Here is a 25551-nt window from a genome sequence, read left to right on the forward strand (position 1 = left end):
CTTCGAGGTGATTTATCTGAAATGGAGGCGTATTTGTGTCAAACGCGACATCCATTTCCTAAATCTGCTATCTGGGGCTTTTTTCAGGTAGAAGGATGGAAAGCCGATCCTGTCATAAAACATTCTTATCGGCTTCAGAGTCCCGTGCGCGCGTTGCTCATCGAGGCTCGCTAGCCTTGCGGTGATGTCCTCAACAAATGATTCCGAAAAGGAAGCATTTTCTTGAAACCACAAATCTGCCACTTCGGGGAGCTCGTCGTTTTTAAGGTCATGCAAGGAGACGAACAATCCGCTGCCGATGAAGCTGGTATTACCTATGTGTGTCCCAATGCCAAAGTCACGGATAACGGCAACCTTCTTTCCCATTGCCAGCGCTTCGAATAGCACCGTGGATGAAATGGAAATACAAAGATCCATCTTCGGCAGAAGGTCTTCCGTGCCTTCTTTGGAAAACACGACGTTGGAAGGGTGAGGTGCGATCGTCTTTTTCCAGAGCTTTCGGAAGCTGTACTTTTCCTTACCCGAATTGGTGTGCCGCACACCCTCTGCGCTGCGCAGCTTGATAACAACCTGTCTTGTGGGGTGAGCACGCGCGTAGGCAGCAAGCTGCTTCATCAACAGTGCCTTCTGCCGCAGATTAACGGGTCTGCCAACCTGTTCCACAAAGAGGATGTTTTGCGGGGGCTTGTTCTGGGGCAGGGGTCTCGGTTGATCGTTGTTTCGAAGATAACCCGCCAAGACCAGTGGAGCATCATCCAGATGGAATTCCTCGGAGAGTTTCCGGAAAAATGCCATGTCCCGCTTCGAGTTGACGCATATTACGTCAGCACCTTGCCTGCACAAAAGGCCGTGCGAATCGCCCGGCTCCATAAGACCGTTGAACCCTGCAATGATGAGTGGTCTGGTGGGAAACTCATGCTGACGTTCGGCGATTGCACTCATGGCTTGGATGGCCGGATTACCGCCCAAGGCGAGGATGATGTAATCATAGTCGAACAACAGGGAGCTAGTGAGGATTGGATCAAGATCACGGTACTGCCTTACGACATAGTTCGGAAGAATATACCTCTGACGGATGGAGGGCGGAATTTCTTCGAACATAATCGTAATTTCGCAAGAACTCTGAAAAAAAGCTGCCAGCGAGGCACCCCATTTCACGCGCGAGTCCAGATCTGACAAGACGAGAAGCTTACGTTTTTTCTCGGTTTCATCAACCATAATGGCGTTGACGGCGCTGATCTCTACATCGTTATTGAGGTTGATAATTTTGTTGCCTTTGAGCATGTCGTGCTCGTCGTCCCGAAAGCGCTGTGATCAACCAGCAATACCAAAATGTCCAATTTATCGACTGCCCCGTGTATTCGGCGGAGGTGGATATTGTCGGTGCGTAGCCCACCCCACCCCGACAGCCCCGTCCTTCATCTGCTGGTGGAAAGCGGTGAGCGAAGCAGCGGAACACGCAATTACATTACCGGACACGAAAATGCAAATCCAGTTGCAACTTAGGGGCGGTCGGTCGTATCCGCGATGACCAGAACGTTAAATAGACGCCTTATCCTGTCCGGTTCTGACAAGCGGCTCCTATCTATTCCGAGTGAGGAATTCAGCGGCCTGTATTGATTCAAGGCGTTTCCCGTCTCTCTGAAATGGGCATGCCTTCCTCACCGCGAAATCACCAGTTGCCCCGACGACAGACATGTCGCGGGGCTTTTGGTGTTGGGTAGAATGCGGATTGTCAAATGCACAAAGGCAGCGAACGGTTACCGAACAAGCCAGCCGCCGTCGACGGGCAGGGTGATGCCGGTCACATAGCCAGAGCCGCGGGAGGCGAGATACAGCACCGATGTGGCGAGATCGTCCGGTGTGCCCCAGCGGCCCATCGGGATGCGGGCGGAAATCTGGGCGTTGCGGCCGGCATCGTTGCGCAGCGCTTCGGTGTTGTCGGTCGCCATATAGCCGGGGGCGATGGCGTTGACGGTGATGCCGTGCGGCGCAAGCTCGTTGGCCATCGCCTTCGTCAGGCCGGCAATGCCGTGCTTGGACGCGGTATAGGCCGGCACGCGGATGCCGCCCTGGAAGGACAGCATCGAGGCGAGGTTGATGATGCGTCCGGCCCGCTTCGTCTCGACCATGTGGCGGGCAACGGCCTGCGACAAAAGGAAGGCCGATTTCAGGTTGACGTCGATGACATCGTCCCAATCCTCCTCCGAATGATCGAGCAGATCGGCCCGGCGGATGATGCCGGCATTGTTGACGAGGATATCGATGCCGCCCAGTTCGGAGACGATTGAACCGACGACGCCCTTCGCGTCGAATTTCTGCGAGAGATCGATTTCGAGCGCCTGAAAGTGGCGGCCGGTCTGGCGGATGGCGTCGGCGGTTTCCGGCATGGCGCTGGAGCCGAGTGCTGCGATATCGGCGCCGGCCTGAGCCAGCGCCAGCGCCATGCCCTGGCCAAGGCCCGTTCTGGCGCCGGTGACCAGCGCGATTTTGCCGGAGAGATCAAATGGCGTGTTCAAGGCGAAGCCCCTTCTCGTCAAACAGATGCAGGGGCGCCGATGACAGCGACAGGCGGATATCGGCTCCCGGCGTCAGGTTGTGCTGTCCGGGCGCAACGACCAGGATTTTCTGGCCGGCGACATCGGTGTGGAGGATGGTTTCGGAGCCGAGCGCCTCGACCAGCTTGATTTTGGCGGCAATGCCCTCAGAGCCCGTGCCGATCGTCACATGCTGCGGGCGGACGCCGAGGGTAATGCGCGCGCCGATGGCAAGGCTGTTGGCGGCCAGCGGCAGGTCCAGGCTGTTGCCGCCGGCAAAGGCGGCGACGGGTTTGCCGGATGGCGACTGTTCCACCGTACCTTCGAGGAAATTCATGTGCGGCGAGCCGATGAAGCCGGCGACAAAGCGGTTGGCAGGCGTATTGTAGAGTTCCATCGGTGTGCCGATCTGCTCGATGCGGCCGGCGCGCAAGACGACGATACGGTCGGCAAGGGTCATCGCCTCGATCTGGTCATGGGTCACGTAGATCATCGTTGCCGAAAGCCGGGCATGCAGAGCCGCGAGTTCAGCGCGGGTCGATCCGCGCAGTTCGGCGTCGAGGTTGGACAGCGGTTCGTCGAGCAGGAAGGCGACCGGACGGCGCACGATAGCGCGGCCGATGGCGACGCGCTGGCGCTGGCCGCCGGAGAGCTGGCCGGGCCGCCGGTCGAGATAATGTTCGATCTCCAGCATGCGGGCCGCTTCGGTGATGCGGGTGGCAATCTCGGCCTTGGGCATCTTGCTGTTTTCCAGCCCGAAGGCGAGGTTCTGGCGCACGCTCATATGTGGATAGAGAGCGTAGGACTGGAACACCATGGCCAGTCCGCGATCGGAGGCGGGGACGGTGTTGACCACCGTGCCGTCGATGGCCAGCTCGCCGCCGGTCGGCTTTTCGAGGCCGGCGATCATGCGCAGCAGCGTGGACTTGCCGCAGCCGGACGGGCCGACGAAGACGACGAGTTCGCCGTCGGCGATTTCCAGATTGATGCCATGGAGTACGTCGATCGCGCCGAACGACTTTGTTATATTGGTGAGCTTAATGTGTCCCATGATGCACCCTTATTTCAGGCCGGTTCCGGCGATGCCGGTGGTGATGAAGCGCTGCAGGAAGAGGAAGACCAGAACCACGGGGATCATGGTCACGACGGTCATGGCGAGAATGAAGTGCCATTGAACGTTCAGTTCGCCGGAATAGATGCTCAGGCCCACCTGCAGGGTATAGAGCTCCTTGCGCGACAGCACGATCAGCGGCCAGAGGAAGTCGTTCCAGCGCCAGACGACGGAGAAGATGGCAAGAACGGCAAGCGCCGGCGCGGTCAGGGGCAGGATGATGCGCCAGTAGATCTGCCATTCCGACGCCTTGTCCATGCGGGCGGCGTCGAGCAGCTCGTCGGGGATGGTCAGCATGTACTGGCGCAGGATGAACACGCCGGTCGGCGTCGCCACCGTCGGCAGGATCACGCCCCAGAGATTGTTGAACAGGCCGAGCGCCGAGACGATCGAATAGAGCGGCACCATGATGACCGACAGCGGCACCATCAGCGTTGCGAGGATCAGCAGCATGGCGAAGGTGCGGCCGCGGAATTCGTATTTGCTCAGGGCAAACGCCGCCATGGAATTGACCACCAGCGTGATCAGCGTTGCGGTCACCGTAACGAAGACCGAATTCCAGAGATAGCGGACGAAATCGAAATGGGTGAAGGGCTCGGTATAGTTATCGGTCGCAAACGACATTTGCCGGACAGGCGTGCGTTTGGCGATGTTGACTTTGACGATCTCGGCCGGTTTGGCGGGATCGACCATCTGGCTGACGGTGCCGATGCGGCGGACCTCGGCAAGCGTCGCGGTGCTGCCGTCCTCAAGCGTCACGGTGTAAAGATCGAGCGGCTTGTCATAGCCTTCGACCGTCGCCTTCTGGGTGACATAGGGCAGGATGGTCGGCGGGAATTCGGCCAGCGCTGCGGGGGACTTGAAGGAGGATGCGGTCAGCCAGACCGCCGGGCCGAACATCACGAACAGGCCGACGATGAGCCAGACCCAGGTGACGATATCCGTCCAGTGCCAGCCTTTGCCGCCCTTGCGGCGAAACAGGAATTCGATGGCCCGGCTCATTTGCGGGCTCCCTTCTTTTCGCTGGAACGGCTGAGGCCGAGCTGCATGAGTGTGAGGACAACCAGCACCAGGCCCATCAGGATCGAGGCGGCGGCGGCAAGGCCGGGGTTGCGCAGCTGGGCGGCAAAGCCGGTCTCGTAGATATATTGGGTGATGAAGAGCGTGCTGGTGCCCGGCCCGCCGCCGGTCAGCACGTAGACCTCATCGAAGATTTGCACGGCGCGGATCAGCACCAGCACAATGACCACAAGCAAGTTCGGCATCAAAAGCGGCAGGGTGATGCGGGTGAAGACGCGCATGGCCCGGGTGCCGTCCATCTCGGCCGCCTCATAGAGATCCTTCGGAATAGCCTGCAGGCCGGCGAGGATGATCAGCGTGTAGAAGCCCATATGCGCCCAGATCGAGACGCCGACGGTGGCGGCAAACGCCCAGTTGCGATCGTTCAGCCAGACATGCGGCTCAAAACCGAAGCCGAAGAGGCCGAAGTTGAGCAGGCCCTGCCGCTGCAGAATCCATTTCCAGATGAGGCCGACGACGACAGGCGACAAAAGCACCGGAAAGAAGAACACTGCGCGCCAGAAGCTGCGCGCCATCAGTTCGCGGTTGAGGATCAGCGCCGTGACCAGCGAAAAGGCGATCATCAGCGTGACCTGCAGAACGACGAACCAGCTGGTATTGCTGACGGCCGTCCAGAACGTGTCTTCAGCGCAGGTGTTTGGGGCCAGATAGTTCGCGCAGTCGAACAGCCGGGCATACTGGTCGGCGCCGACGAAGGTGCGGTCCGACAGGAACAGCGCCGTGCCGCCGGTCATCGAATAGGCGAAATTGATGAAGAACGGCAAAAGCACGAAGATGCCGAAGATCAGCATGTTCGGCAGCAGGAAGACGGCCGCCATGCCGCCGAGGCCGAAGGTTTTCTGGACCCAGCGCAAGGGCGCGTCGATAAGGCCCATCGCAAGGCGGACAGGCACCATGGCTACGCCGCTCAGGCCCAGGCCGGTCCTGCTCTGGCTGTTCTGGCCGGATAGATCTGCCATCGTTGATCACCTTCAGATCTCGTTGGATCGGTTCATTTGGTCCTGCCCGGCTGCCTACGGCAGATCATCGGGCTGGACAGTATCGCGGACGGCAGCAAGAGGGGAGTTCGTCCCTTCGCCGCCGCCCGCATGCCGGTTGCCGATGGCCGTCAGAGAGCCGAGTCCTTGACCTTGGCGGCGATATCCGCGTCGATGCGGGTATAGGCCTCATCGAGCGTCATTTCGCCGGCTGCCGCCTGGCTGACGCGGGTGACGAGCGCGCCGTAGACCGTATCGGACCAGGCCCAGCCGGGCAGCTTGCGGGCGAGGTCGGACAGGCCCGTCGAGGCCGTCACGAAGATGCCGAGCGCCGCCTTGGCCTGGGCGTCGTCGGTCTTGAAGTTCAGCCCCTTTTCGATGACACCCTTGTGGGCCGGCAGGAACAGGGTACGCTCCGAAAACTCCTTCACCACCGGCTCGCTTGCCAGGTAATCCATGACCTTGGCGACGTCCTTCGGGTTCTTGGTGTACTTGATCGCCACGAGGCCGGCACCGCCCGGCATGCCGGTGCAGTTTGCCGGGCCGCAAGGGCTGCCGGTCGCCACCCAGTCGAAGTTCGAGCCGATCTTGGTCGAGAAGTTCGGCACCTGCCAGGAGCCGGAATAGTAGAAGGCGACCTGGCCGTTGATGAAATCGTCGGCGCCGGCGCGGTAGGTCGAGCCTGCGGCGGAGACCCAGATGTCCTTGCTCATCGTGCCGTCTTCGATCCAGCCGATGAACTTGGATATGAAGGACTTCGCCCCATCATCGAGCGGTGCCGGCTTGCCGTCGGCTCCGATATAGTTGGCGCCAAAGGCAATGTCTGGCGCCGTCAGGCGATGTCCGGACCGGTCGAGCGCCATCGGGAAGGGTATCTGCTGGCTCTCGGCCACCTGCTTGGAAGCCTTGGCCCAATCGTCCCATGTGGCGTCCTTGCCGGGCAGGGCGACGCCGGCCTGATCGAACAGCGTCTTATTGGCAAAACCGCCGGTCAGGGTGATCTGCGTCATGAAGCCGGAAATCTGGTTGGAGCCATCGGGGCGCATCCAGTCGGCCTGATCGCCGAAATTCTTGTCCCAATAGGCGGGATCGGCTACCAGCGGCCGCAGATCGAGCCAATGCTTGCTCAGCGCCTTGAGGTTGGCGAGACGGGCAATATCCGGGCCGTCTCCGGCTTCGAGCTGCACCGGCAGCTGTTCGCGCACGACGCTGAAGGACACGTTGTCGATGACGACATGGATATCCGGATTGTCCTTCATGAAGCGGTCGATGAGGTCTTTCAGCACTTCGCCTTCGACGCCATCGGAATACCACATGATACGCACGTCCCCGGCAAGGGCTGCCGTGGAGGTCAAAAGCCCGACGGCGAATGCCGCGAGCATCGTTCTGGTCCTGGTCATTGTCTTCCTCCTCCTTTGGGTGCGAGCCTTCTCCCAGCCCGCATTGAACGGGCGCCGGCTTCTCCTTGCCGGCGCTGCGTCATTAATGTGCGGCCAGCATGGCGACCTCGCCGGCGACCGTGAAATCTCTCGGAACAATCGTCCGACCTTCCGCCTGTACTGAACCATCCTTGCGGAACGTGACCGTACCGTAATCGGGGTCCTCGACGACCAGCGAGCCGTCTGCCGTCTCCGCGACCGAAAGGAGCGCGAACCGGCTTTCCACCGTTGCAAGATCCGACGCTTCGCAGACGCGCACGATCCAGCGGGTGTTCTGGCCGTATTGCCGCAGTTCCGCATTGGCCGAAGGGCCGGTTGTCACCGACCGCAGGTCAGTGTTGCCCAAGAGGATCACCGCGCCGCCGCCACTGCGGGCCATGGCAAGGTTTCCGCGCACGGTGCTTTCATCGAACTCGGCGACCGGGAACCAGGCATGGGTGAAATCCGGCTGCTCTTCGAAGGTCAGAAAGTCGAGTACGGCCAGCCCCCGGTACTGGTGGGCGCGAGGGAGGGTGCCGCAACCACCCCAAAAGGACGGCCGGCCGTACCCGAACTGAATTGTTTCGCCGGGATGGTTGATCCAGATGGCCGCCTCGGGCCGTTGGCCGAGACGCAGATGCAGGATGGTTTCCTGATAACCCCACTCGTTCCAGCGATAATGGGCGGCGGAGCCCATGGCGAAATCGCGGCCCTTGTAGTGATAGAGCGCTGCGAACCGGTCCTGCCCCTGGGCAAACCGCCATTCCTGATGCGTGTCGGCCTGATGGCTGGCAACGGCGGCGAGGTCTTGCGGGATAACCAGCCCATGGTCGCGCAGGCAGACGGCAAGCTGCGGCAGGGCGTGAACGCGCCGCCCGTACCAGCCGGCGCCCCAGAGCAGGCGGGCAACGCCGGAAAGCTCCAGCGAGCGGCCGGCGCAGAGCGTGTGTTCGTAGGAGCGGCCTTGCGCAGCCGTGACCATGCCGTGATGCGCCGAGCGGGCGATGACTTCGCAGAGGCGAATGATGCCCTTCTTTGCCCGCTCGACGATATCGGCATCGGGCGACAGGGCGGCAAGCGCCGTCAGACCCTTGAGATCGATCGGAAAATAGGGCGCGGAGTTGAACTCCGCCATTTCCCAGGCCTCGAAATGATCCAGCCAGGCGCGGACACGGGCGGCACCGATGGCGCTTTGCTCTGCGCCCTTGCGGCCGGAGCGGACGAAGGTTTCATCGGCCAGCAGGTGTCCGGCGAGATAGGCCGAGGTGTGGAACAGAAGCGAGTGGTTTTCGGAGAAGTACCACTGAACATCGTTGCCGGGCTCGTCCATCCAGTAGCGGAAATCGAGGATGGCGCGGTCGATGCGGTCGCGCGTGGCCTGGCCGATATCCTTGCCCCAGACGGTGCGCGACCAGATCAGCGGGACGAGGGAAAAGTCGGCGCAGTCGTGGCAATCCTCGATCGACGGCAATATTTCCTCGATCATCGCATCGGTATCGGCGCCACCGAGACCGTTTGCCAGCCGCGCGAAAGCACGAACGGTGTCGCGTTCGGAGAATTCCGAGACTTCATTCAGCGTTTCGGCAATGCGGTCGGCAAGCGCTGCGGGTGCCTTGCCCTGGCGGCCGGTATGGCAGATCTCGATGCCGAGCGAGCGCGAGGCGGTAAAGCCGCCGGCCTTGAGCGTGATACGGAAATGACGGAAGTCGGCGGGGGCCTTTTCCGAAGGACCGATCACCAGCCGCGCTTCACCCGCCTTGAGAACGAAGTCGTAATCGACATGTTCGGTCGACATGAAGTCGCCCTCGATCGTCACGTTGACGGCGACATCGACGGGCAGGGGCTCGGCAAGCAGAAGCGTGATATCGCTTTCGAAATAGGCCGTCCTGTCGAAATGCATGCCTTCAAGCGCCGTCTCGATGGTTTCGGCGACCTTGCCCTCGATCGGTACAGGCACGGCGACGCCGGCAGCCGGGCCTTGCAGATAATCGAGCTGGAAGAAATAGCGCGCGTCGCGTTCGGCAAGATCGTCGAAGAAGAGGGTGATCTCGTTCAGCCCTTCCTTCAGCGGCAGGTCGAACTCGGCCTTGGCTTCGAGATTGCGGCTATAGGGCGCCATCCAGCCGATTTCCGTGCCGTTCAGCCAGAGGATCGCGCCGCCGCAGGTGCCGAGGCGCACCTTGGCAGTCCCGGCTTTTTCGGCGGCGATGAAGGTGCGGGCAAAGGTGGCCAGCCGTGTCGGGCGAAACCAGAAGCCGGAGAGGTCGAGCCGGGGCGAGCCGAAGGGCAGCCACCAGCGGGTAGCCTCGAAGGCACCGCGCAGATCCGGACGCTTGCCGCGATACTGCTCGGCAAAGATCGTCCGGCAGGGATATTCGTGCGGGATGAAATTCTTGTGCTTGGTGAGGAAGAAGAACGGGTCCATCTCGCCCTTCATCGGCGCGTCGGGCACGTCGAAGCGCTCTTCGGCAATCGTTCCGAGCTGCCAGTAGCGGATGGCGTCGCCGGATTTCAGTTCGCGGTTCATCAGGGATCTCATCGGGGTCATTTCAGCTCTGCCAGGGCCACCGGGGCCACGTCGTTATATTCCTGGTTTTCTCCGGTCATGCCCCAGACGAAGGCATAGGGGCCGGTTCCGGCGCCCATATGGATAGACCAGGCGGGTGACAAAACGGCGTCGCCATTGGCGACGATCAGATGGCGGGTTTCTTCGGGGCGGCCCATCAGGTGGATGATGCGGTCTTCCGCCGCCATGTCGAAGTAACAATAGGCTTCCATGCGGCGCTCGTGCAGATGCGGCGGCATGGTGTTCCAGACGCTGCCCTCGGCCAGGTCGGTGATGCCCATCAAAAGCAGGCAGGACGGCGTCACCTCCGGGTGGATGTACATGGCCAGCCGTCGCTTGTTCGACCGGCGGCCGTCGCCCAGATCGAGCGCCTTCGCGTCCGCTTTCGTGATCAGCCGGTGGGGGATATCGGCGCCGGCCGGCACCGAGTTCATGTAGAACCGGGCAGGGGTCTTTCCCGAGAGGCTGCTCATCACGATTTCGCGGGCGCCGCGGCCGACATAGAGCACGTCGCGGTTTTCCAGCGTGAAGGACTGTCCGTCGATGGTGACAGTGCCGGCGCCGCCGAGATTGGCAATGCCCATTTCGCGCGCCGACAGGAGATAGGGCGTGCCGATCTCGTTGCCGGAACCGAAGCTGACGCTCTTGGAAACCGGCATCGCGCCGCCGAGCAGCAGGCGGTCGACATGGGTATAGGTGAAATTGGCGGCGTCCGGCACGAACAGGTCGGTCATCAGGAAGGCGCTGCGGAGTTTTTCCGTGTCATAGCCTTTGACGTCCTGCGGCGCTGCGCCATACAAAATCTTCATCGTCATGCTGCTTGTCCTTCTGCGCCGACATGCTGGAGGCCTTCGGAAAGGCACAGGATCGCCAGGGCCTGGCCATAGCCGGTCGGTTGAATGGGGATATCCTTGTAGAACTGGAGATCATGGCCCATGCGGGTGCCGTAGGACACGTTGCCGACGGTGCCGGTTTCATCGATATTGTCCATCACCACGCGCAGGGCTTTCAGCCCCGCCGTCCGCCATGCCGGGGTGCCGAGGCCGAGGCGGTAGCCTTTCAGCAGGCCGTAACCGATGCCGGCGGTGGCGGAGATTTCCTCATAGGAGGTGGCATCGTCGAGCAGCGTGCGCCATGCCCCGGAGGGCGCCTGCAGCGACAGCAGCGCATCGACCTGCGCCACGAGAATGCCCTGCAGGAAATCCTTCACCGGCTTGTCAAGGTCGGCCAGATCGAAGAGGTCGAGCAGGCCTGCGGTGATCCAGGCATTGCCGCGGGCCCAGCGCGCTTCGGCAAAATTGTGCCGGCCATCGAAGGTCCAGCCGTGGAACCAGAGGCCCGTATGGGTATCGGCGAGATAGCGGGTGTGGACGAGGAACTGCCGCGAGGCCTCATCGACCAGTTCGCGCCGGCCGCTCGCCTGTCCGTAGGACGCCAGAAACAGGGCGACCATATAGAGCGTATCGTCCCAGAGCTCGTCGTGATTGACCTTGTCGGAGACATGATGCTCGAAGCCGCCTTCCGGCGTGCGGCCAAGCTCCGCCATCACCCGGTTGGCCCAGTCGTCGAGCACCGGCTGCCAGCGGGGATCGCGGGTCTTGGCCCAGAGCACCGACAGGCCGAGCATCGGCGCCGTCGTGTTGACGTTAAGCTGCGGCAGGCCGGCTGCGATGCGTTCCCCGTACCAGGATTCGACAAGCTGGCGCAGGTCGTCGCGGCCGGTGAACAGCCAGAGCTTGATCAGGCCGTAGAGGCCGACGCCCTGCGGCCATTCCCAGCTTTCGAAGCTGATATAGTCGCCGGCGGTGCCATCGAGATTGGGCTCGTGAAAACGGCCGTCGTGCTTGAGACCGGTCGTTCCGGCGACAAGGCGATCGAGACCGTTGCGAATATCGCGGCCATCTGGACCCATGAATGCTCCTCCACATGCGCCGCTCTTGGGGACGGCTCGTTGCGGAAATAAATGCACGTCGAATTTTGTTGCGCAATCTGAAAATTTTTCTCATGTTGGCGCAACGGAGGTCGACATGACGGTAAAGCCGATCGCGGGCAAGCGCGGAAAGAAGAGCAGGCGCGTGCGTCTGGAGGATATCGCCGAGGCTTGTGGGGTTTCGCTGAGCACGGCCTCGCGGGCCATCGCGGGCGAAAAGGGCGTGCGGCCGGAAATCCGCCAGCGGGTGCTCGAAGCCGCCAAGATCGCCAATTACGTGATCCCGACGGCGGTGGCCGGCCAGAAGGTCATTCTGGCGGCCTCCAGTGCCGCGATGATCGACTATGTGCGCAACCAGTTCACCCTCTATGTTCTCGAAGGGGTGCAGGAGCGCGCGCAGGCGCTCGGGCTCGAGATCGTCACACGGCCGATCGCTGACAGGAACGAGGAACTGGCGGTGCTGAAGGAGGCGCTGGACGATCCGGAGGTCGCCGGCCTGCTGTTTCTCACCGTCGATGACGAGGACATGCTGGCCGCGACACGCGGTTTCGACAAGCCGGTCGTGCTTCTCAACGGCGACGACCCGTTCATGCGGCTGTCCAGCGTCACCCCCTGCAACCGCTCCAGCGCACGGCTGGCGGCCGATCATCTGATCGAGCTTGGCCATGAGCGCATCCTGTTCCTGATGCGGCCAGGACGGCGCACCATCGAGCGGCGCTACGAGGGATGGCAGGATGCGCTCCTGCATCATGGACTGGCCGCCGGCCCGGATCTGGTGGTGCCGGTCGAGGACTGGCTGCCCGAACTGGCGGCACAGGCGATCGCGTCACGGATCGAGACGCGCGGGCTCGATTTTACCGCGGTGCTGGCTGCCGGCGACAGCCTGGCCGTCGGCGCGATGATGGGCGTCCAGCAGCGTGGCTATTCGGTGCCGGGCGACGTGTCGGTGATGGGGATGGACGACCTGCCGCAGGCGGCCTTCCTCAATCCGCCGCTGACGACGATGCACATCCCCATGCGCGAAATCGGCTCGGTCGCCCTCGACCTTCTACGCGACAGCCTGTCCGGCCTGCCGATGCCGCCGCGCCGGGTGGAGCTTGCCTGCCATCTGGTCGAACGGGCTTCGACGGCACCGCGCCGGTCAGTGCTGGTCAGGTAGTCCGTCCGCATCACATGCGGCGTGGGCCGCCCATCATGGATTGAGGACGATCTTGCCGCTGGTACTGCGGCTCTCGATCGCCGCATGCGCCCGCGCGGCCTCATGCAGTGGAAAGGCTCCGCCCTGCACGACCTTGATCATGCCTGCGGCGGCAAGATCGAACAGTTCCGACAGGTCGCGGCGCAGGTTTTCCGGCGAAAGCAGCGGCAATAGCGCAAATCCCTTGATCGACTGGTTGAGGTCGAACATGCGGTTCATATCCGTGCGGTCGAGTTCGAAGCGGCCGAGGGCTGCAAAGACAATCTTGCCGCCGGGTGCAAGCGCCCGCAATGCGGCCTTCGTCATGGGGCCGCCGATCGTTTCATAGATGATGTCAGCGCCGCCGGTCCGCGCCCTGAGGGTGTCGGTCCAATCCGCCCGGCTATAGTCGATCGCGAGATCGGCCCCGAGGGCATGCGCCAGATCGCGCTTCCTTTCGCTGCTTGCGGCGGCAACCACCCGCTTGGCACCCTCGCGTTTTATCAGTTGCACCAGCAGCGAACCGACGCCGCCAGCTGCGGCATTGACGAGAACCGTCCGGTCTGCCGGAGGGCTTTGCCGCACTAGATGAAACGCGGTCAATCCTTGCACCATCAGCGCGACGGCATCATCAAAACCAAGGCTGCCCGGCAGGGGCACGGCAGTCGTGGCATCGATGGCGACAAATTCGGCATAGCCACAGCCGCGCCCGGCGGCAAAGAGCGGGACGCCGACGCGCGTTCCGAGCAGGGCCGGATCGGCATCCGGCCCAAGCTGCTCGACAATGCCGGCCACCTCGACGCCGGGGATCATCGGCAGTTGCGGCGTAACGGCATAGCGGTCGGACCGCATCAGCACCTCGAAATAGTTGATACCGGCAGACCGCACGCGCACCAACACCTCGCCCCGTGCAGGCACGGGCACGGGGATTTCGATGATTTGGAGAACATCCGGCGGTCCGAATTGGCTGAATTGAACGGCTTTCATGGCAGGCCTCGCGTTGAAATGACGCAGGCTGCTGTTTACCTTTAGGCCTGAGACGGAAAATACACACTCTTTCGTTCCATACCCACCGGGAGGTGACCATGGCGGGCGCGACAAACAGACTTCCGAAACTGCCGGTCGAGCGGGCATTGAAGGTTATTGCGGGCCGCTGGAAGCCGGTCATTCTCTACTATGTTTTCGACGGCCCGAAACGGCTTTCGGAACTGAAGCGCATGATGCCGGACATCACGCAGAAGGTGCTGATTCAGCAGCTGCGCGAGATGGAGGAGCATGGTCTCGTCCGGCGGCAGATCTTCGCCGAGGTGCCGGTACGCGTCGAATATAGCGCGACTGTGCTTGGGCTTGGCCTTGAGCCGGTGCTTCTCTCGCTCTGTGCATGGGGGCAGCGCCACGCGAAAGAGCAGAATGACATCCCCGATGTGGCCGACTGCATCGTCCGGCCACGGCGCGCGCCGGGGGCAACGGCCGCGACCTGATGTTCGTGCAGTGGGCGTGGCGTAGCCGCCCGCTAAGGCTTCCTCTCGTTCGCCGGCGCCAGCAGGCTTTTGGCGATCCGGGCTGCTTCCTCGATATGGGCGCGGCAGGCGGCGGTTGCCACGTCCGGATCGTTGCGCAGGATGGCGTTGAAGATCTCGCGCATCCGTGCCGGGCCTGAGACCGTGCGGTTGGTGGTGGCAAGCGTCATGACCCGCAGGCGGGAAATGCGGCTGTTCAGGCGCTTGACGATATCCCAGGCGATCTCGTGGCCGCCCGAAAGGAAGATCGTTTCGTAGAATTCCGTTGTCGCGGCAAGGATCGTCAGGGCATCGTTCTTGCGCGAATTGCGGTCGAGATCTTCCAGCACGATCTTCAGTTTTTCCTTCGTCGCCGCATCGGCATTGCGGGCGCAATCGGCCACCGCCGTCGTTTCGAGCGCAACGCGGACATCGTAGATCTGCCGGGCCTGGTGCCAGTCGATGCGGGCGACGATCGGTCCCTGCTTGGGCGCGGTCTCGACCAGGCCTTCCGTTTCCAGATGCCGCAGAACTTCGCGGATGACGGAGCGTGAGACGCCGAGCTGATCACACAGGGTTCGCTCGACGAGCCGCTGCCCCGGGCTGAAAAGGCCGGCGATGATGGCGTTGCGCAGCCGCTCGAGCGCCATTTCCCGCAAGGTGATGGGCGGTGTGTCGATCCGGAGCGAGTCCAGGTTCGGGGCGGTATCGACGGTCGGGGCGAACAGCTTCTGGTTCATGCTTCTCTCATAGACGCTGAAATGATTCCGAACAAGGCTTGACACGTGATCTTATGGTATACCATCATACGGCACATCGACATATCGAAGGAAAACGGCCTTGGCTATCGAAATCCGCAAAACCCTGCTGCAGGTGGAAACCATTCTCATCGAGGGCGGCAAGGCTGCGCCGATACCGCTGAAGCTCTATGCGGCGATGGCCGTGGTGAAGAACCCATGGGCCGGGCAAGGTTTCGTCGAAGACCTCAAGCCGGAGATCCATGCGGCGGCACCGGTGCTCGGCGAATTGCTGACGCGGATGATCATCGACGCCGTCGGCTCCGGCGATCAGGTCGAGGCCTATGGCAAGGCGGCCGTGGTCGGGCTGGACGGCGAGATCGAACATGCGTCCGCGCTGATCCATACGTTGCGCTTCGGCAATCATTACCGTACTGCCGTCGGTGCTAAATCCTATCTCGCCTTCTGCAACACGCGCGGTCCGGCCAATGCGCCGGTGATGATCCCGCTGATGGACAAGAACGACGAGGGCCGCCGCTCGCATTATCTCACCATCCAGACCTCGATCGGCGACGCGCCGGGGGCAGGCGAAATCCTGGTCGCTCTTGGCGCCTCGGTCGGCGGGCGCCCGCATCATCGCATCGGCGACCGCTATCAGGATCTCAAGGATCTCGGCAACGACGTCAGCAATCCGGCCTCGGTCTGAGGCCGGGATGGAGATGGTCCGGCGGTTCCACACGAAAAGCGGCATGGCCTATGCGGAGCAGGGCGCCGGCGAGCCGCTGCTGCTGATCCATGGGGTCGGCATGCGGCTGGAGGCCTGGGCGCCGCAGATGGCGGCACTTGGTAAGGGTCATCGCGTGATCGCCGTCGACATGCCGGGGCATGGCGAAAGCCGGGCCTTGCCGGAGAATGCCGGACTTGACGGCTTTGTTGCCTGGCTGGGGCTTTTTCTCGACGATCTGGATCTGGACCGTGTCAATGTGGCCGGACACTCGATGGGCGCGCTGATTGCCGGTGGTGTGGCGGCTTCGTTCGGAAACAGGGTTTCGCGCGTGGCGCTTCTCAACGGTGTCTATCGCCGCGATGCGGCCGCAAGCGCGGCGGTTATCGGCCGGGCGCGGGAAATCCGTGCCGGGCTGGTGGACGTTGATGGTCCGCTACAGCGCTGGTTCGGGGCAGACAGCCGCGACAGCGACGTCTACCGCCTGACCCACCGGTGGCTGGCGAGTGTCGACCGCGCGGGTTATGCCACGGCCTATGCCGCCTTTGCCGCCGGCGACGGCACCTATGCCGATTGCTGGCCGAAGGTGACTTGCCCGGCGCTGTTTCTGACCGGAAGCGACGATCCCAATTCGACCCCGGCGATGGCGCGGGCGATGGCGGATGCGGCTCCGAATGGTTACGCCGTGCTGATCGACGGTCACCGGCACATGGTCAACCTGACGGCGCCCGATGAGGTCAATGCGATCCTCTCGGAGTGGCTGGCGAAACCGGAGGCGGCACGATGAGCGAAACGGGTTTCGATGCACGCGCCCTGCGCGACGCGTTTGGTGCCTTTCCGACCGGCGTGACGGTGGTGACGGCGCATGATGCGGCCGGCCAGCCGATCGGCTTCACCGCCAATTCCTTTACCTCCGTGTCGCTCGATCCGCCATTGCTTCTCGTCTGCCTGGCAAAGGCGTCCCGGAATTTCGCTGTGATGACCGGGGCCGGAAAATTCGCGGTGAATATCCTGTCGGAGACCCAGAAGGATGTGTCCAACACCTTCGCCCGCCCGGTCGAGGACCGGTTTGCCGCTGTCGCGTGGCGGAAGGGACCCGAGGGATCGCCGATCTTTGCGGATGTCGCGGCCTGGTTCGATTGCACCACCGAGCAGGTGCTGGATGCAGGCGACCATGTGATCATGACGGGGCGGGTGAAGGCCTTTGCCAATAGCGGCCTGAACGGCCTCGGTTATGCCCGGGGCAGCTATTTCACTCCGGCTTTGGCGGGCAGGGCCGTTTCGGCGGCAGCGGAAGGTGAGGCGCAGCTGAGTGCCGTGATCGAGCGTGACGGTGCCGTCCTTCTGCTTGGAGACGATGGTCTCGGCCTGCCGACCTGCGCCATGGAAGGCGGCGAGCCGACGCAGATGTTGCGGGATTATCTCGAAACGCTGACGGGGCTGAGCGTCTCCATCGGTTTCCTCTATTCCGTCTATGAAAACCGCGCTGATAACCGGCAGCACATCGTCTACCGGGCCACCGCCACCAGTGGTGAGCCGATCACCGGGCGTTTCCTGCCGCCCGCCGAAGCGTTGCAGCAAAGGCTCGACAGTCCGGCAACGGCCGATATCCTCCGGCGTTTCGACATGGAAAATTCCATCGGCAATTTTGGTGTGTATTTCGGCAATGAGACGGCCGGTAAAGTCCACCCGGTTTCAAGGAAGGCCTGATCGCGATGAAATTCTCTCTCTTCGTCCACATGGAACGGCTCGACGCGGAGCAGGATCACAGGAGCCTCTACGAGGAGTTCGTCGCGCTCTGCGAAATTGCCGACAAGGGCGGCATGCATGCGATCTGGACCGGCGAGCATCACGGCATGGATTTCACCATTGCTCCCAATCCCTTCATCACCATCGCCGACCTCGCCCGCCGCACCAGCAATGTGCGGCTCGGCACCGGCACGGTGATCGCGCCGTTCTGGCATCCGATCAAGCTTGCTGGCGAAGCGGCGATGACCGACCTTATCTGTGATGGGCGGCTGGATATCGGCATTGCGCGCGGCGCCTATTCCTTCGAATACGAACGCCTGCTGCCGGGCCTCGATGCCTGGGGGGCCGGGCAGCGCATGCGCGAGCTCATTCCCGCCGTCCAGAAACTGTGGGAAGGCGACTATGCCCATGACGGCGAGTTCTACACGTTCCCTTCCACGACCTCGGCGCCGAAGCCAATCCAGCAGCACCCGCCGATCTGGGTGGCGGCGCGCGATCCGAACAGCCATGAATTTGCCGTTGCCAATGGCTGCAATGTTCAGGTGACACCACTCTGGCAGGGAGACGATGAAGTCGAGACGCTGATGGGCCGCTTCAACGAGGCCTGTGCGAAGAATGCGCAGATTGCCCGGCCGAAGATCATGCTTCTGCGCCACACCTATGTCGGCACCGATGAGGCCGATATCGCCCAGGCCGCGCACGAGATGAGCGTCTACTACAATTACTTCTTCGCCTGGTTCAAGAACGAGAAGCCGATCCATCAGGGCTTGATCGAGCGGATTGCCGCGCAGGATATCGCCGCCAACGCCATGCTGTCGGGGGATGTCATGCGGGCCAACAACGTCGTCGGCAATGCCGGCACGGTCATCGACCGGCTCAAGACCTATGAGGCCATGGGCTATGACGAATATTCGTTCTGGATCGACACCGGTATGAGTTTCGAGCGCAAGAAGGCCTCGCTCGAGCGCTTCATCGCCGATGTCATGCCGGCATTCGGGGAGTAGAGCGATGCAGCAGTTTCAATGTTACATCGACGGCAGTTTCGGCAATGGCGAGAGCCGCTTTGTCAGTATCGATCCGGCAACCGGCGCCGAATGGGCGCAGATCCCCGAAAGCCGCGCGGATGACGTCGATCGCGCCGTCGAAGCGGCCCACCGGGCACTTTATGGCGACGGCAGCTGGCCCCGGATGACCGCGACGCAGCGCGGCAAGCTGCTGTACCGGCTCGCTGAACTGATCGCGGCCAACGTAGCGAAACTGGCCGAACTGGAAACCCGCGATACTGGCAAGATCATCCGCGAAACCTCCTCGCAGATCGCCTATGTCGCCGACTATTACCGCTATTACGCCGGGCTGGCCGACAAGATCGAAGGCGCGACGCTGCCGATCGACAAGCCGGACATGGATGTCTGGCTGCGCCGCGAGCCGGTCGGTGTCGTGGCCGCCATCGTGCCGTGGAACAGCCAGCTGTTTCTTGCCGCCGTCAAGATCGGCCCGGCGCTGGCCGCTGGCTGCACCATCGTCGTCAAGGCGTCCGAAGACGGCCCGGCACCGCTGCTCGAATTTGCCCGGCTTGTCGATGAGGCAGGCTTTCCGCCCGGCGTCGTCAACATCATCACCGGTTTCGGCGCCACCTGCGGCGCGACACTGACCGCACATCCGAAGGTCGCTCACATCGCCTTTACCGGCGGTGCCGAGACTGCCCGCCATATTGTTCGAAGTTCGGCGGAAAATCTCGCCTCCACCTCGCTTGAACTTGGCGGCAAGTCGCCGCTGCTGGTCTTTGCAGATGCCGATCTCGAAAGTGCGGCGAATGCCCAGGTGGCAGGCATTTTCGCGGCCACCGGCCAGAGCTGCGTCGCCGCATCGCGGCTGATCGTCGAGCGCAGCGTCAAGGACCGGTTTCTCGAAATCCTTGCGGCCAAGGCGGCTGCGATCCGCATTGGTTCGCCGATGTCCATGGAAACCGAGGTGGGGCCGCTGGCGACGGAGCGGCAGCGCCGGCATATCGAAACGCTGGTTGCCGCATCGCTTGCCGCCGGGGCAAAGCTCGTCACGGGCGGATCGGCGCCGGCCGGTGAGGGCTATTTCTATCGCCCGACCATTCTCGATTGCGACGGCACGACCGCGCCGTCCCTGGAAAAGGAATTCTTCGGGCCGGTTCTCTCCGTTGTGTCCTTCGAGACGGAGGCGGAGGCGCTCGACTTGGCCAACGGCACGCCTTACGGGCTTGCGTCCGGCATCTTCACGCAGAACCTGACGCGGGCGCACCGGCTGATGAAATCGATCCGCGCCGGCATCGTCTGGGTCAACACCTACCGGGCGGTCTCGCCGATTGCGCCGTTCGGCGGTTCGGGCCTTTCCGGCGACGGGCGCGAGGGCGGGCTTGCTGCGGCGCTGAGCTACACCCGCACCAAGACCGTCTGGCTGCGGACGTCGGACGATCCGATCCCCGATCCCTTTGTGATGCGGTGACGGCGATGGTCTACGAAATCCGCACCTACCGGCTGAAGAACGGCGCCATCCCGGCCTATCTCAAGGTCGTGGAAGAGGAAGGCATCGCCATCCAGAAGAAGCATCTGGGCGAACTGATCGGCTACTTCTTCTCGGAAATCGGCGTGATCAACGAAATCGTCCATATCTGGGGCTTTTCGAGCCTTGACGATCGGGAAGCGCGGCGCGGCCGACTGATGGCCGATCCGGCCTGGCAGGCATTCCTACCGAAGATCCGCGACCTGATCGAGGTTGCTGAAAACAAGATCATGAAACCGGCCGCCTTCTCACCTGTGGGAGGATCGCGGCCGGTGTGATGACAATAGGCCTACACGTCCGGAAAGGGAAAATCCGGACGATGGCAGGCTGACAAACGGCGGCGCAGACCGCTGCAAGACGACAAGAAGCAGTCCAACAAGAACGGAGCAAGGGAACATGAAGAACACAGTCATTATCGCGGCCATGGCCGCAATGCTCGGCCTCTCGACGCAGGCCGGCGCCGCGGACATGGTTTTCACCAGTTGGGGCGGCACGACGCAGGATGTGCAGAAGGCCGCCTGGGCCGACAAGTTCACGGAAAAGAGCGGTATCGCCGTTCTGCAGGACGGTCCGACCGACTATGGTAAGATCAAGGCCATGGTCGAAGCCGCCGGCGTCACCTGGGATGTGGTTGATGTCGAAGGCGATTATGCCGTCCAGGCCGGCAAGGCCGGGCTTCTGGAAAAGCTCGACTTCACCGCCATCGACAAGAGCAAGCTCGATCCGCGTTTTGTTACCGATTATTCGGTCGGCAGTTTCTATTATTCCTTCGTGATCGGCTGCAACAAGGATGCGGTTTCGGCCTGCCCGAAGAGCTGGGCGGACCTGTTCGACACGACGAAATTCCCCGGCAAGCGAACCTTCTACAAGTGGTCGGCGCCCGGCGTCATTGAGGCGGCGCTGCTGGCCGATGGCGTCGCGCCCGACAAGCTCTATCCACTGGATCTGGATCGCGCCTTCAAGAAGCTCGACACGATCAAGGCCGATATCATCTGGTGGACGGGCGGCGCGCAATCGCAGCAGCTGCTGGCCTCGGCTGAGGCGCCCTTCGGCTCCTTCTGGAACGGCCGCCTGACGGCGCTGGCCGCCACCGGGGTCACGGTCGAAACCTCCTGGGAGCAGAACATCACCGCCGCCGATGCGCTTGTCGTGCCGAAGGGCGCCAAGAACAAGGATGCGGCGATGAAGTTCATCGCGTTCGCATCCTCTGCCGAAGGGCAGGCGGAGATGGCCAAGGGGACCGGCTACGCCCCGGTCAATCTGGATTCGCCGAAACTGATGGACCCGGACCTTGCCAAGACGCTGCCGGACCAGCAGACGGCAGGGCAAGTGAATACCGACATGGGCTACTGGGCTGAAAATCGCGATGCGATCGGCGAGCGCTGGTACGCCTGGCAGGCAAAATAAGCTTTGTTGCGGGCGCGGCTGGTTCGCGCCCACATTCCCTTTTCGACAGGCGTCTTTTCGGCCGGGTATGTGTCCGGCCAGTGTGTTTTCTGCCAGCATCTTTTGGAAGGTATTTCGGCATGGTCCTGTTGACCGAGCGAGACAGTCCACCGCGAACGGAAAAGCTGCGGCTGGTCCGGCCGATGAATTTCGCGCTGACCGTTCCGGCTCTGTTGCTGCTTGTGGTGTTTTTCATCCTGCCGGTGTTGTCGCTGCTGTTGCGCAGCGTCATGGAGCCCGAACCGGGGCTCGGTAACTATGCGGCGCTGCTCGGCTCCACCACCTATCTGAAGATTTTCCTCAATACCTTTACCGTTTCGGCGCTGGTGACGGCTGTGACGCTGGCCATCGGTTTTCCCGTCGCCTGGGCGCTCGCGATCATGCCGTCGCGGCTGTCGTCGATCGTCTTTGCCATCCTGCTTCTGTCGATGTGGACGAACCTTTTGACCCGCACCTATGCCTGGATGGTGCTCCTCCAGCGCACCGGCGTGATCAACAAGACGCTGATGGGGCTTGGCCTGATCAGCGAGCCGTTGCCGCTGGTCAACAACCTGACCGGCGTCACCATCGGCATGACCTATATCATGCTGCCCTTCATCATCCTGCCGCTCTACGGCGTCATCCGCAAGATCGATCCGGCCATCCTGCAGGCGGCGGCGCTGTGCGGCGCCACCCGTTGGCAGGCGCTGACCCGTATCCTCATTCCGCTGGCAGCCCCCGGCATGGTTTCCGGCGCGCTGATGGTGTTCGTCATGTCGCTCGGTTATTTCGTCACCCCGGCGCTATTGGGCGGCACGGCCAACATGATGCTGGCCGAACTGATCGCGCAGTTCGTGCAGTCGCTGGTCAACTGGGGCATGGGCGGTGCCGCGGCGCTGGTGCTGCTGGTCGTCACCCTGACGCTCTATGCCATCCAGCTCCGGCTGTTCGGCCCGACCCGCATGGAGGGACGCTGAGATGCTGCTCAATTTCGACCGTCTCGGTGGATGGAAATGGATCCTGCTCGGGATCACGGGGCTGACGGCGGCCTTCCTGATCCTGCCGATCATCTTCATCGCGGCGCTGTCCTTCGGCTCGTCGCAATGGCTGATCTTTCCGCCGCCTGGCTGGACGCTGAAATGGTACGCGGCTTTCTTTGCCGATCCGCGCTGGCTGGAGGCGGCCGGCACCAGTTTTTACATCGCCGCGATCGTCACCGTTCTGTCCGTCCTGATCGGGCTCGTCGCCTCCTTCGGGCTGGTGCGTGGCCGGTTCATCGGCAAGGAGGGGCTGAGGGCGCTGTTCCTGACGCCGATGATCCTGCCGGTGGTGGTGCTTGCCGTCGCGCTCTATGCCTTTTTCCTGCGCGTGGGGCTGAACGGCACGGTGACCGGCTTCGTCATCGCCCATCTGGTCGTGGCGCTGCCGTTTTCGATCCTCTCCATCACCAATGCGCTGGAAGGCTTCGACAAGTCGATCGAGGACGCGGCGGTGTTGTGTGGTGCAAGCCCGCTCGAGGCGAAGCTGCGCATCACCCTGCCATCGATCAGCCATGGGGTGTTCTCGGCGGCCGTCTTTTCGTTTCTTACCTCGTGGGATGAGGTCGTGCTGGCGATCTTCATGGCAAGCCCGACCCTGCAGACGCTGCCCGTCAAGATCTGGGCGACGCTGCGCCAGGACCTGACGCCGGTGATCGCTGCCGCTTCCACCCTTCTTATCGTCGTTACCATCGCCCTGATGCTGCTGGTCGCGCTGCTGCGCAAAGGACTGAAATCATGAGTTTCCTGCAAATCCGTGCTCTCAGAAAGGACTACGGCATCGTCACCGCCGTCCGCGACGTCAACCTCACGGTCGAGCGCGGCGAGTTCATGACCTTTCTCGGCCCGTCCGGATCGGGCAAGAGCACGACGCTCTATATCCTGGCCGGCTTCGAGAATCCGACGGCGGGCGATATTCTGCTCAATGGCGAAAGCCTGATCGCGACGCCCTCGCACAAGCGCAATATCGGCATGGTGTTCCAGCGCTACACGCTGTTTCCGCATCTGTCGGTCGGTGAGAACATCGCGTTTCCGCTCCAGGTTCGGCGCCTGCCCAAGGCCGAGATCGATGCCAAGGTCAAAAAGATGCTGAAGCTCGTCCGGCTTGAGGGTTTCGAGGATCGCAAGCCGGCGCAGATGTCGGGTGGCCAGCAGCAGCGCGTGGCGCTGGCGCGGGCGCTTGCCTATGATCCGCCGGTGCTTTTGATGGACGAGCCGCTGTCGGCGCTTGACAAGAAGCTGCGCGAGGAAATCCAGCACGAGATCCGCCGCATCCATCAGGAAACCGAGGTGACCATCCTCTATGTGACGCACGATCAGGAAGAGGCGCTCAGGTTGTCGGACCGGATCGCGGTGTTTTCCAAAGGGGTGATCGACCAGATCGGTACCGGGCCGGAGCTTTATGCCAATCCGGCCACCCGCTTCGTCGCAGAGTTCGTCGGCGATAGCGATTTCGTCGATTGCCGTATTCTTTCCGCGCAGAATGGACGCGCCGATATCGCCATCGGATCGAGTGGCACGATCCGCAGCGTGCCGGTGCACGGGCGGGCATCCGCCGGCGGCACGGCGGCGCTGATGCTGCGGCCCGAACGTCTGTCGCTGGCACGCGGTCTCGCCGGGGAGGGGACTGCCAATCTGGCGGCCACCGTCACCGACATCACCTTTCTTGGCAGCAACATCCATGTGGCGGCTGCCGCCGAGACGGGCGAGGCGCTGTCGGTGCGCCTGCCCTTCGGCCATGAAGCCGCGTCCAGTCTTGCGCGAGGGGATCGGGTTTCGCTCGGTTTCGATCCGGCCAGCGCGCATGTGTTCTGCGCATAGCCAGCGCTCTACGCGTCGATGTCGCGGATGGAATCGAGCGGGCCGTTCAGGGCCGTTCGCGGATGCACCAGCTCGGGCTGGATCAGGTGGATTTTGACGGCGGGGCGGCTTTCCTCGATGAGCTCGAAGGCCTTGGCAAGCATGCTCTCGGTGTCCTGCCGGATCATGATGACCGGGAAGGGCAGGAATGATCCGAAGGGATCATAGTCGTAGCAGCCGACGACGATATCGGTGAAGGCTTCGTGTGGATGCTGGGCCATGAAGCGGAGCAGACCCTCGAAATTGATCGACGAGTTGATGAAGAGGCCGCGCGGTAGTTTTCCTTCCCGCGCATAGAAGGCCTCGAAGGCCTTTTGCGTCATGTTCGGCGAATAGCCGGTCGGCTGGATGCTGCCATCGGTATCCCTGCCGAGCAGCTCGGACTTGATATCGCGAAAGCCCCTGATGCGTTCGCGGCTGGCATGGTCGTTGCGGCCGCCGAACAGGAACAGCTCTTCCGGCAATAGCGGATCGGCGGCGCCGAAACGCTGGATGATCGCTTGCGTCAGCATCCGGGCGCCCTGATAGTTGTCGCTGATGACCGATGGCGCCTTTGTCCCCGGCAGGTCGATATTGATGTGGCGGATGCCGGCTGCCTCGCACAGGGCGTGGACGCTGTCGGGATCGGTTGCGCCGGCGATGAACAGCTCGTCGATCGAATAGGAAATCAGCGTTTCGACCGTCGCAAGCTCTTCCTGCGGATCGCGGCAGGCACTGACGACCACCGGGCACTTGCCATGGCTGCGCACCTGCGCTTCGAAGGTCTGCGCCATGGAGGAGAAATAGCGGTTGTCGTGAACGGGCAGCAGCAGGCCGACGAGGCCGGAGCGGGAGCTGCGCAAACCGCGTGCCTGCAGGTTTGCCGTATACTGGTGCTGCTCGGCAAGGCTCCGGATGAGCTCGGCGGTGCTTTCCTTGATCCGCCGCTTGCGCCATGTGCCGTTCAGCACGGCGCTGACGGTCGAGGCGGAACAGCCGGACAGGACCGAAAGATCGTAGATCGTCGCCTTCTTCTTGCCCTGCTGCTTCATGCCGTCCTCCATCTATTTTGTTTAGTGCCAGTTCCCTCTTGACGAAAGCTTAAATCCAAAACATATTGATTGCACCATCGATTGTGCAAAAAGAAATATCGATTGTGCAATCGGGGTCCGCTTGAGGAGGCGGTCAACTGGAGGATGCGATTTCCCGCGTC

At 62.4% G+C, this 25551-nt stretch carries 24 protein-coding genes; 12 read left to right on the forward strand and 12 right to left on the reverse strand.

Annotation, left to right across the window (positions count from 1 at the left end; genetic code table 11):
* Positions 1 to 12: 12 nt before the first annotated feature.
* The 9 genes from ADU59_RS27435 to bglB form a co-directional block, all read right to left on the reverse strand.
* A complete protein-coding gene (locus tag ADU59_RS27435; protein ID WP_068958668.1) occupies positions 13 to 1284 on the reverse strand; it encodes a DUF6716 putative glycosyltransferase in 1272 nt (423 codons plus the stop codon).
* Positions 1285 to 1760: 476 nt separating this feature from the next.
* Positions 1761 to 2519, reverse strand: a complete 759-nt coding sequence (gene kduD / locus ADU59_RS27440) for a 2-dehydro-3-deoxy-D-gluconate 5-dehydrogenase KduD (RefSeq protein ID WP_068958670.1) — start codon at positions 2517 to 2519, stop codon at positions 1761 to 1763.
* Complete coding sequence (locus tag ADU59_RS27445) at positions 2503 to 3588, reverse strand: ABC transporter ATP-binding protein (protein ID WP_068958672.1); 1086 nt, start codon at positions 3586 to 3588, stop codon at positions 2503 to 2505. Before ADU59_RS27445 ends, kduD begins: the two co-directional genes overlap by 17 nt.
* Before the next feature lie 9 nt (positions 3589 to 3597).
* Entirely contained in the window at positions 3598 to 4650 is a 1053-nt protein-coding gene (locus tag ADU59_RS27450; protein ID WP_068958674.1) for a carbohydrate ABC transporter permease, read from the reverse strand.
* Positions 4647 to 5624 (reverse strand): carbohydrate ABC transporter permease, encoded by a 978-nt coding sequence (locus ADU59_RS27455; protein WP_068958827.1) that lies wholly within the window; start codon positions 5622 to 5624, stop codon positions 4647 to 4649. Before ADU59_RS27455 ends, ADU59_RS27450 begins: the two co-directional genes overlap by 4 nt.
* Positions 5625 to 5836: 212 nt before the next feature.
* Complete coding sequence (locus ADU59_RS27460; protein ID WP_068958676.1) at positions 5837 to 7105, reverse strand: ABC transporter substrate-binding protein; 1269 nt, start codon at positions 7103 to 7105, stop codon at positions 5837 to 5839.
* An 82-nt stretch (positions 7106 to 7187) separates the two neighbouring features.
* Positions 7188 to 9671 carry a hypothetical protein gene (locus tag ADU59_RS27465; RefSeq protein ID WP_068958678.1) on the reverse strand — a complete coding sequence of 828 codons (2484 nt, stop codon included), beginning with the start codon at positions 9669 to 9671 and terminating at the stop codon, positions 7188 to 7190.
* The gene (kduI, locus tag ADU59_RS27470; RefSeq protein WP_068958680.1) at positions 9668 to 10504 is read right to left on the reverse strand and encodes a 5-dehydro-4-deoxy-D-glucuronate isomerase; all 837 of its coding nucleotides are present in this window, start codon (positions 10502 to 10504) and stop codon (positions 9668 to 9670) included. Before kduI ends, ADU59_RS27465 begins: the two co-directional genes overlap by 4 nt.
* Positions 10501 to 11601: a beta-galactosidase BglB gene (gene bglB / locus ADU59_RS27475; RefSeq protein WP_068958682.1), complete on the reverse strand. Its 1101-nt coding sequence runs from the start codon at positions 11599 to 11601 to the stop codon at positions 10501 to 10503. The genes kduI and bglB overlap by 4 nt, the downstream gene beginning before the upstream one ends.
* Before the next feature lie 115 nt (positions 11602 to 11716).
* Here bglB and ADU59_RS27480 point away from each other — a divergent pair, with 115 nt between their 5' ends.
* A complete protein-coding gene (locus ADU59_RS27480; RefSeq protein WP_068958683.1) occupies positions 11717 to 12778 on the forward strand; it encodes a LacI family DNA-binding transcriptional regulator in 1062 nt (353 codons plus the stop codon).
* Between the two features lie 33 nt (positions 12779 to 12811).
* Here ADU59_RS27480 and ADU59_RS27485 read toward each other — a convergent pair whose 3' ends face one another.
* Positions 12812 to 13783 carry a quinone oxidoreductase family protein gene (locus ADU59_RS27485; RefSeq protein ID WP_068958686.1) on the reverse strand — a complete coding sequence of 324 codons (972 nt, stop codon included), beginning with the start codon at positions 13781 to 13783 and terminating at the stop codon, positions 12812 to 12814.
* Positions 13784 to 13881: 98 nt separating this feature from the next.
* Between ADU59_RS27485 and ADU59_RS27490 the strand changes: the two genes are divergently transcribed.
* A complete protein-coding gene (locus ADU59_RS27490) occupies positions 13882 to 14277 on the forward strand; it encodes a winged helix-turn-helix transcriptional regulator (protein ID WP_068958829.1) in 396 nt (131 codons plus the stop codon).
* 32 nt (positions 14278 to 14309) lie between these two features.
* On the opposite strand, the gene ADU59_RS27495 is transcribed toward ADU59_RS27490, so the two are convergent.
* Positions 14310 to 15035, reverse strand: a complete 726-nt coding sequence (locus tag ADU59_RS27495; RefSeq protein WP_068958687.1) for a GntR family transcriptional regulator — start codon at positions 15033 to 15035, stop codon at positions 14310 to 14312.
* Between the two features lie 100 nt (positions 15036 to 15135).
* On the opposite strand from ADU59_RS27495, the gene ADU59_RS27500 reads away from it, so the two are divergent.
* From ADU59_RS27500 to ADU59_RS27545, 10 genes are all read left to right on the forward strand, one after another.
* Positions 15136 to 15738, forward strand: coding sequence for an amino acid synthesis family protein (locus ADU59_RS27500; RefSeq protein WP_068958689.1), 603 nt, complete (start codon positions 15136 to 15138; stop codon positions 15736 to 15738).
* Complete coding sequence (locus tag ADU59_RS27505) at positions 15692 to 16543, forward strand: alpha/beta fold hydrolase (RefSeq protein WP_425332064.1); 852 nt, start codon at positions 15692 to 15694, stop codon at positions 16541 to 16543. Before ADU59_RS27500 ends, ADU59_RS27505 begins: the two co-directional genes overlap by 47 nt.
* Positions 16540 to 17466: a flavin reductase family protein gene (locus tag ADU59_RS27510; RefSeq protein WP_068958691.1), complete on the forward strand. Its 927-nt coding sequence runs from the start codon at positions 16540 to 16542 to the stop codon at positions 17464 to 17466. Before ADU59_RS27505 ends, ADU59_RS27510 begins: the two co-directional genes overlap by 4 nt.
* A gap of 5 nt (positions 17467 to 17471) precedes the next feature.
* The gene (locus tag ADU59_RS27515; protein WP_068958693.1) at positions 17472 to 18509 is read left to right on the forward strand and encodes an LLM class flavin-dependent oxidoreductase; all 1038 of its coding nucleotides are present in this window, start codon (positions 17472 to 17474) and stop codon (positions 18507 to 18509) included.
* Between the two features lie 4 nt (positions 18510 to 18513).
* Complete coding sequence (locus ADU59_RS27520) at positions 18514 to 19980, forward strand: aldehyde dehydrogenase (protein ID WP_068958695.1); 1467 nt, start codon at positions 18514 to 18516, stop codon at positions 19978 to 19980.
* 5 nt (positions 19981 to 19985) lie between these two features.
* Positions 19986 to 20315: an NIPSNAP family protein gene (locus ADU59_RS27525; RefSeq protein WP_068958833.1), complete on the forward strand. Its 330-nt coding sequence runs from the start codon at positions 19986 to 19988 to the stop codon at positions 20313 to 20315.
* A 118-nt stretch (positions 20316 to 20433) separates the two neighbouring features.
* Positions 20434 to 21444: a polyamine ABC transporter substrate-binding protein gene (locus ADU59_RS27530; protein ID WP_068958698.1), complete on the forward strand. Its 1011-nt coding sequence runs from the start codon at positions 20434 to 20436 to the stop codon at positions 21442 to 21444.
* A 119-nt stretch (positions 21445 to 21563) separates the two neighbouring features.
* Positions 21564 to 22439 (forward strand): ABC transporter permease, encoded by an 876-nt coding sequence (locus ADU59_RS27535; RefSeq protein WP_068958699.1) that lies wholly within the window; start codon positions 21564 to 21566, stop codon positions 22437 to 22439.
* 1 nt (position 22440) lies between these two features.
* The gene (locus ADU59_RS27540; RefSeq protein WP_068958701.1) at positions 22441 to 23241 is read left to right on the forward strand and encodes an ABC transporter permease; all 801 of its coding nucleotides are present in this window, start codon (positions 22441 to 22443) and stop codon (positions 23239 to 23241) included.
* Positions 23238 to 24320: an ABC transporter ATP-binding protein gene (locus tag ADU59_RS27545; RefSeq protein ID WP_068958704.1), complete on the forward strand. Its 1083-nt coding sequence runs from the start codon at positions 23238 to 23240 to the stop codon at positions 24318 to 24320. The genes ADU59_RS27540 and ADU59_RS27545 overlap by 4 nt, the downstream gene beginning before the upstream one ends.
* Before the next feature lie 8 nt (positions 24321 to 24328).
* Here ADU59_RS27545 and ADU59_RS27550 read toward each other — a convergent pair whose 3' ends face one another.
* Positions 24329 to 25390, reverse strand: coding sequence for a LacI family DNA-binding transcriptional regulator (locus ADU59_RS27550; protein ID WP_068958835.1), 1062 nt, complete (start codon positions 25388 to 25390; stop codon positions 24329 to 24331).
* Positions 25391 to 25551: the final 161 nt, after the last annotated feature.

The sequence above is a fragment of the Pararhizobium polonicum genome (assembly GCF_001687365.1).
In the GTDB taxonomy this organism is placed as follows: Bacteria; Pseudomonadota; Alphaproteobacteria; order Rhizobiales; family Rhizobiaceae; genus Pararhizobium; species Pararhizobium polonicum.

Coding starts and splice junctions, on each gene's coding strand:
- bglB (WP_068958682.1), bottom strand. CDS start 11,601: ATGGGTCCAGATGGCCGCGATATTCGCAACGGTCTCGATCGCCTTGTC.
- ADU59_RS27490 (WP_068958829.1), top strand. CDS start 13,882: ATGGCGGGCGCGACAAACAGACTTCCGAAACTGCCGGTCGAGCGGGCA.
- ADU59_RS27530 (WP_068958698.1), top strand. CDS start 20,434: ATGAAGAACACAGTCATTATCGCGGCCATGGCCGCAATGCTCGGCCTC.
- ADU59_RS27535 (WP_068958699.1), top strand. CDS start 21,564: ATGGTCCTGTTGACCGAGCGAGACAGTCCACCGCGAACGGAAAAGCTG.
- ADU59_RS27515 (WP_068958693.1), top strand. CDS start 17,472: ATGAAATTCTCTCTCTTCGTCCACATGGAACGGCTCGACGCGGAGCAG.
- ADU59_RS27510 (WP_068958691.1), top strand. CDS start 16,540: ATGAGCGAAACGGGTTTCGATGCACGCGCCCTGCGCGACGCGTTTGGT.
- ADU59_RS27545 (WP_068958704.1), top strand. CDS start 23,238: ATGAGTTTCCTGCAAATCCGTGCTCTCAGAAAGGACTACGGCATCGTC.
- ADU59_RS27520 (WP_068958695.1), top strand. CDS start 18,514: ATGCAGCAGTTTCAATGTTACATCGACGGCAGTTTCGGCAATGGCGAG.
- ADU59_RS27460 (WP_068958676.1), bottom strand. CDS start 7,105: ATGACCAGGACCAGAACGATGCTCGCGGCATTCGCCGTCGGGCTTTTG.
- ADU59_RS27485 (WP_068958686.1), bottom strand. CDS start 13,783: ATGAAAGCCGTTCAATTCAGCCAATTCGGACCGCCGGATGTTCTCCAA.
- ADU59_RS27540 (WP_068958701.1), top strand. CDS start 22,441: ATGCTGCTCAATTTCGACCGTCTCGGTGGATGGAAATGGATCCTGCTC.
- ADU59_RS27455 (WP_068958827.1), bottom strand. CDS start 5,624: ATGGTGCCTGTCCGCCTTGCGATGGGCCTTATCGACGCGCCCTTGCGC.
- ADU59_RS27445 (WP_068958672.1), bottom strand. CDS start 3,588: ATGGGACACATTAAGCTCACCAATATAACAAAGTCGTTCGGCGCGATC.
- kduI (WP_068958680.1), bottom strand. CDS start 10,504: ATGACGATGAAGATTTTGTATGGCGCAGCGCCGCAGGACGTCAAAGGC.
- ADU59_RS27450 (WP_068958674.1), bottom strand. CDS start 4,650: ATGAGCCGGGCCATCGAATTCCTGTTTCGCCGCAAGGGCGGCAAAGGC.
- ADU59_RS27480 (WP_068958683.1), top strand. CDS start 11,717: ATGACGGTAAAGCCGATCGCGGGCAAGCGCGGAAAGAAGAGCAGGCGC.
- ADU59_RS27435 (WP_068958668.1), bottom strand. CDS start 1,284: ATGCTCAAAGGCAACAAAATTATCAACCTCAATAACGATGTAGAGATC.
- ADU59_RS27550 (WP_068958835.1), bottom strand. CDS start 25,390: ATGAAGCAGCAGGGCAAGAAGAAGGCGACGATCTACGATCTTTCGGTC.
- ADU59_RS27525 (WP_068958833.1), top strand. CDS start 19,986: ATGGTCTACGAAATCCGCACCTACCGGCTGAAGAACGGCGCCATCCCG.
- ADU59_RS27495 (WP_068958687.1), bottom strand. CDS start 15,035: ATGAACCAGAAGCTGTTCGCCCCGACCGTCGATACCGCCCCGAACCTG.
- ADU59_RS27465 (WP_068958678.1), bottom strand. CDS start 9,671: ATGACCCCGATGAGATCCCTGATGAACCGCGAACTGAAATCCGGCGAC.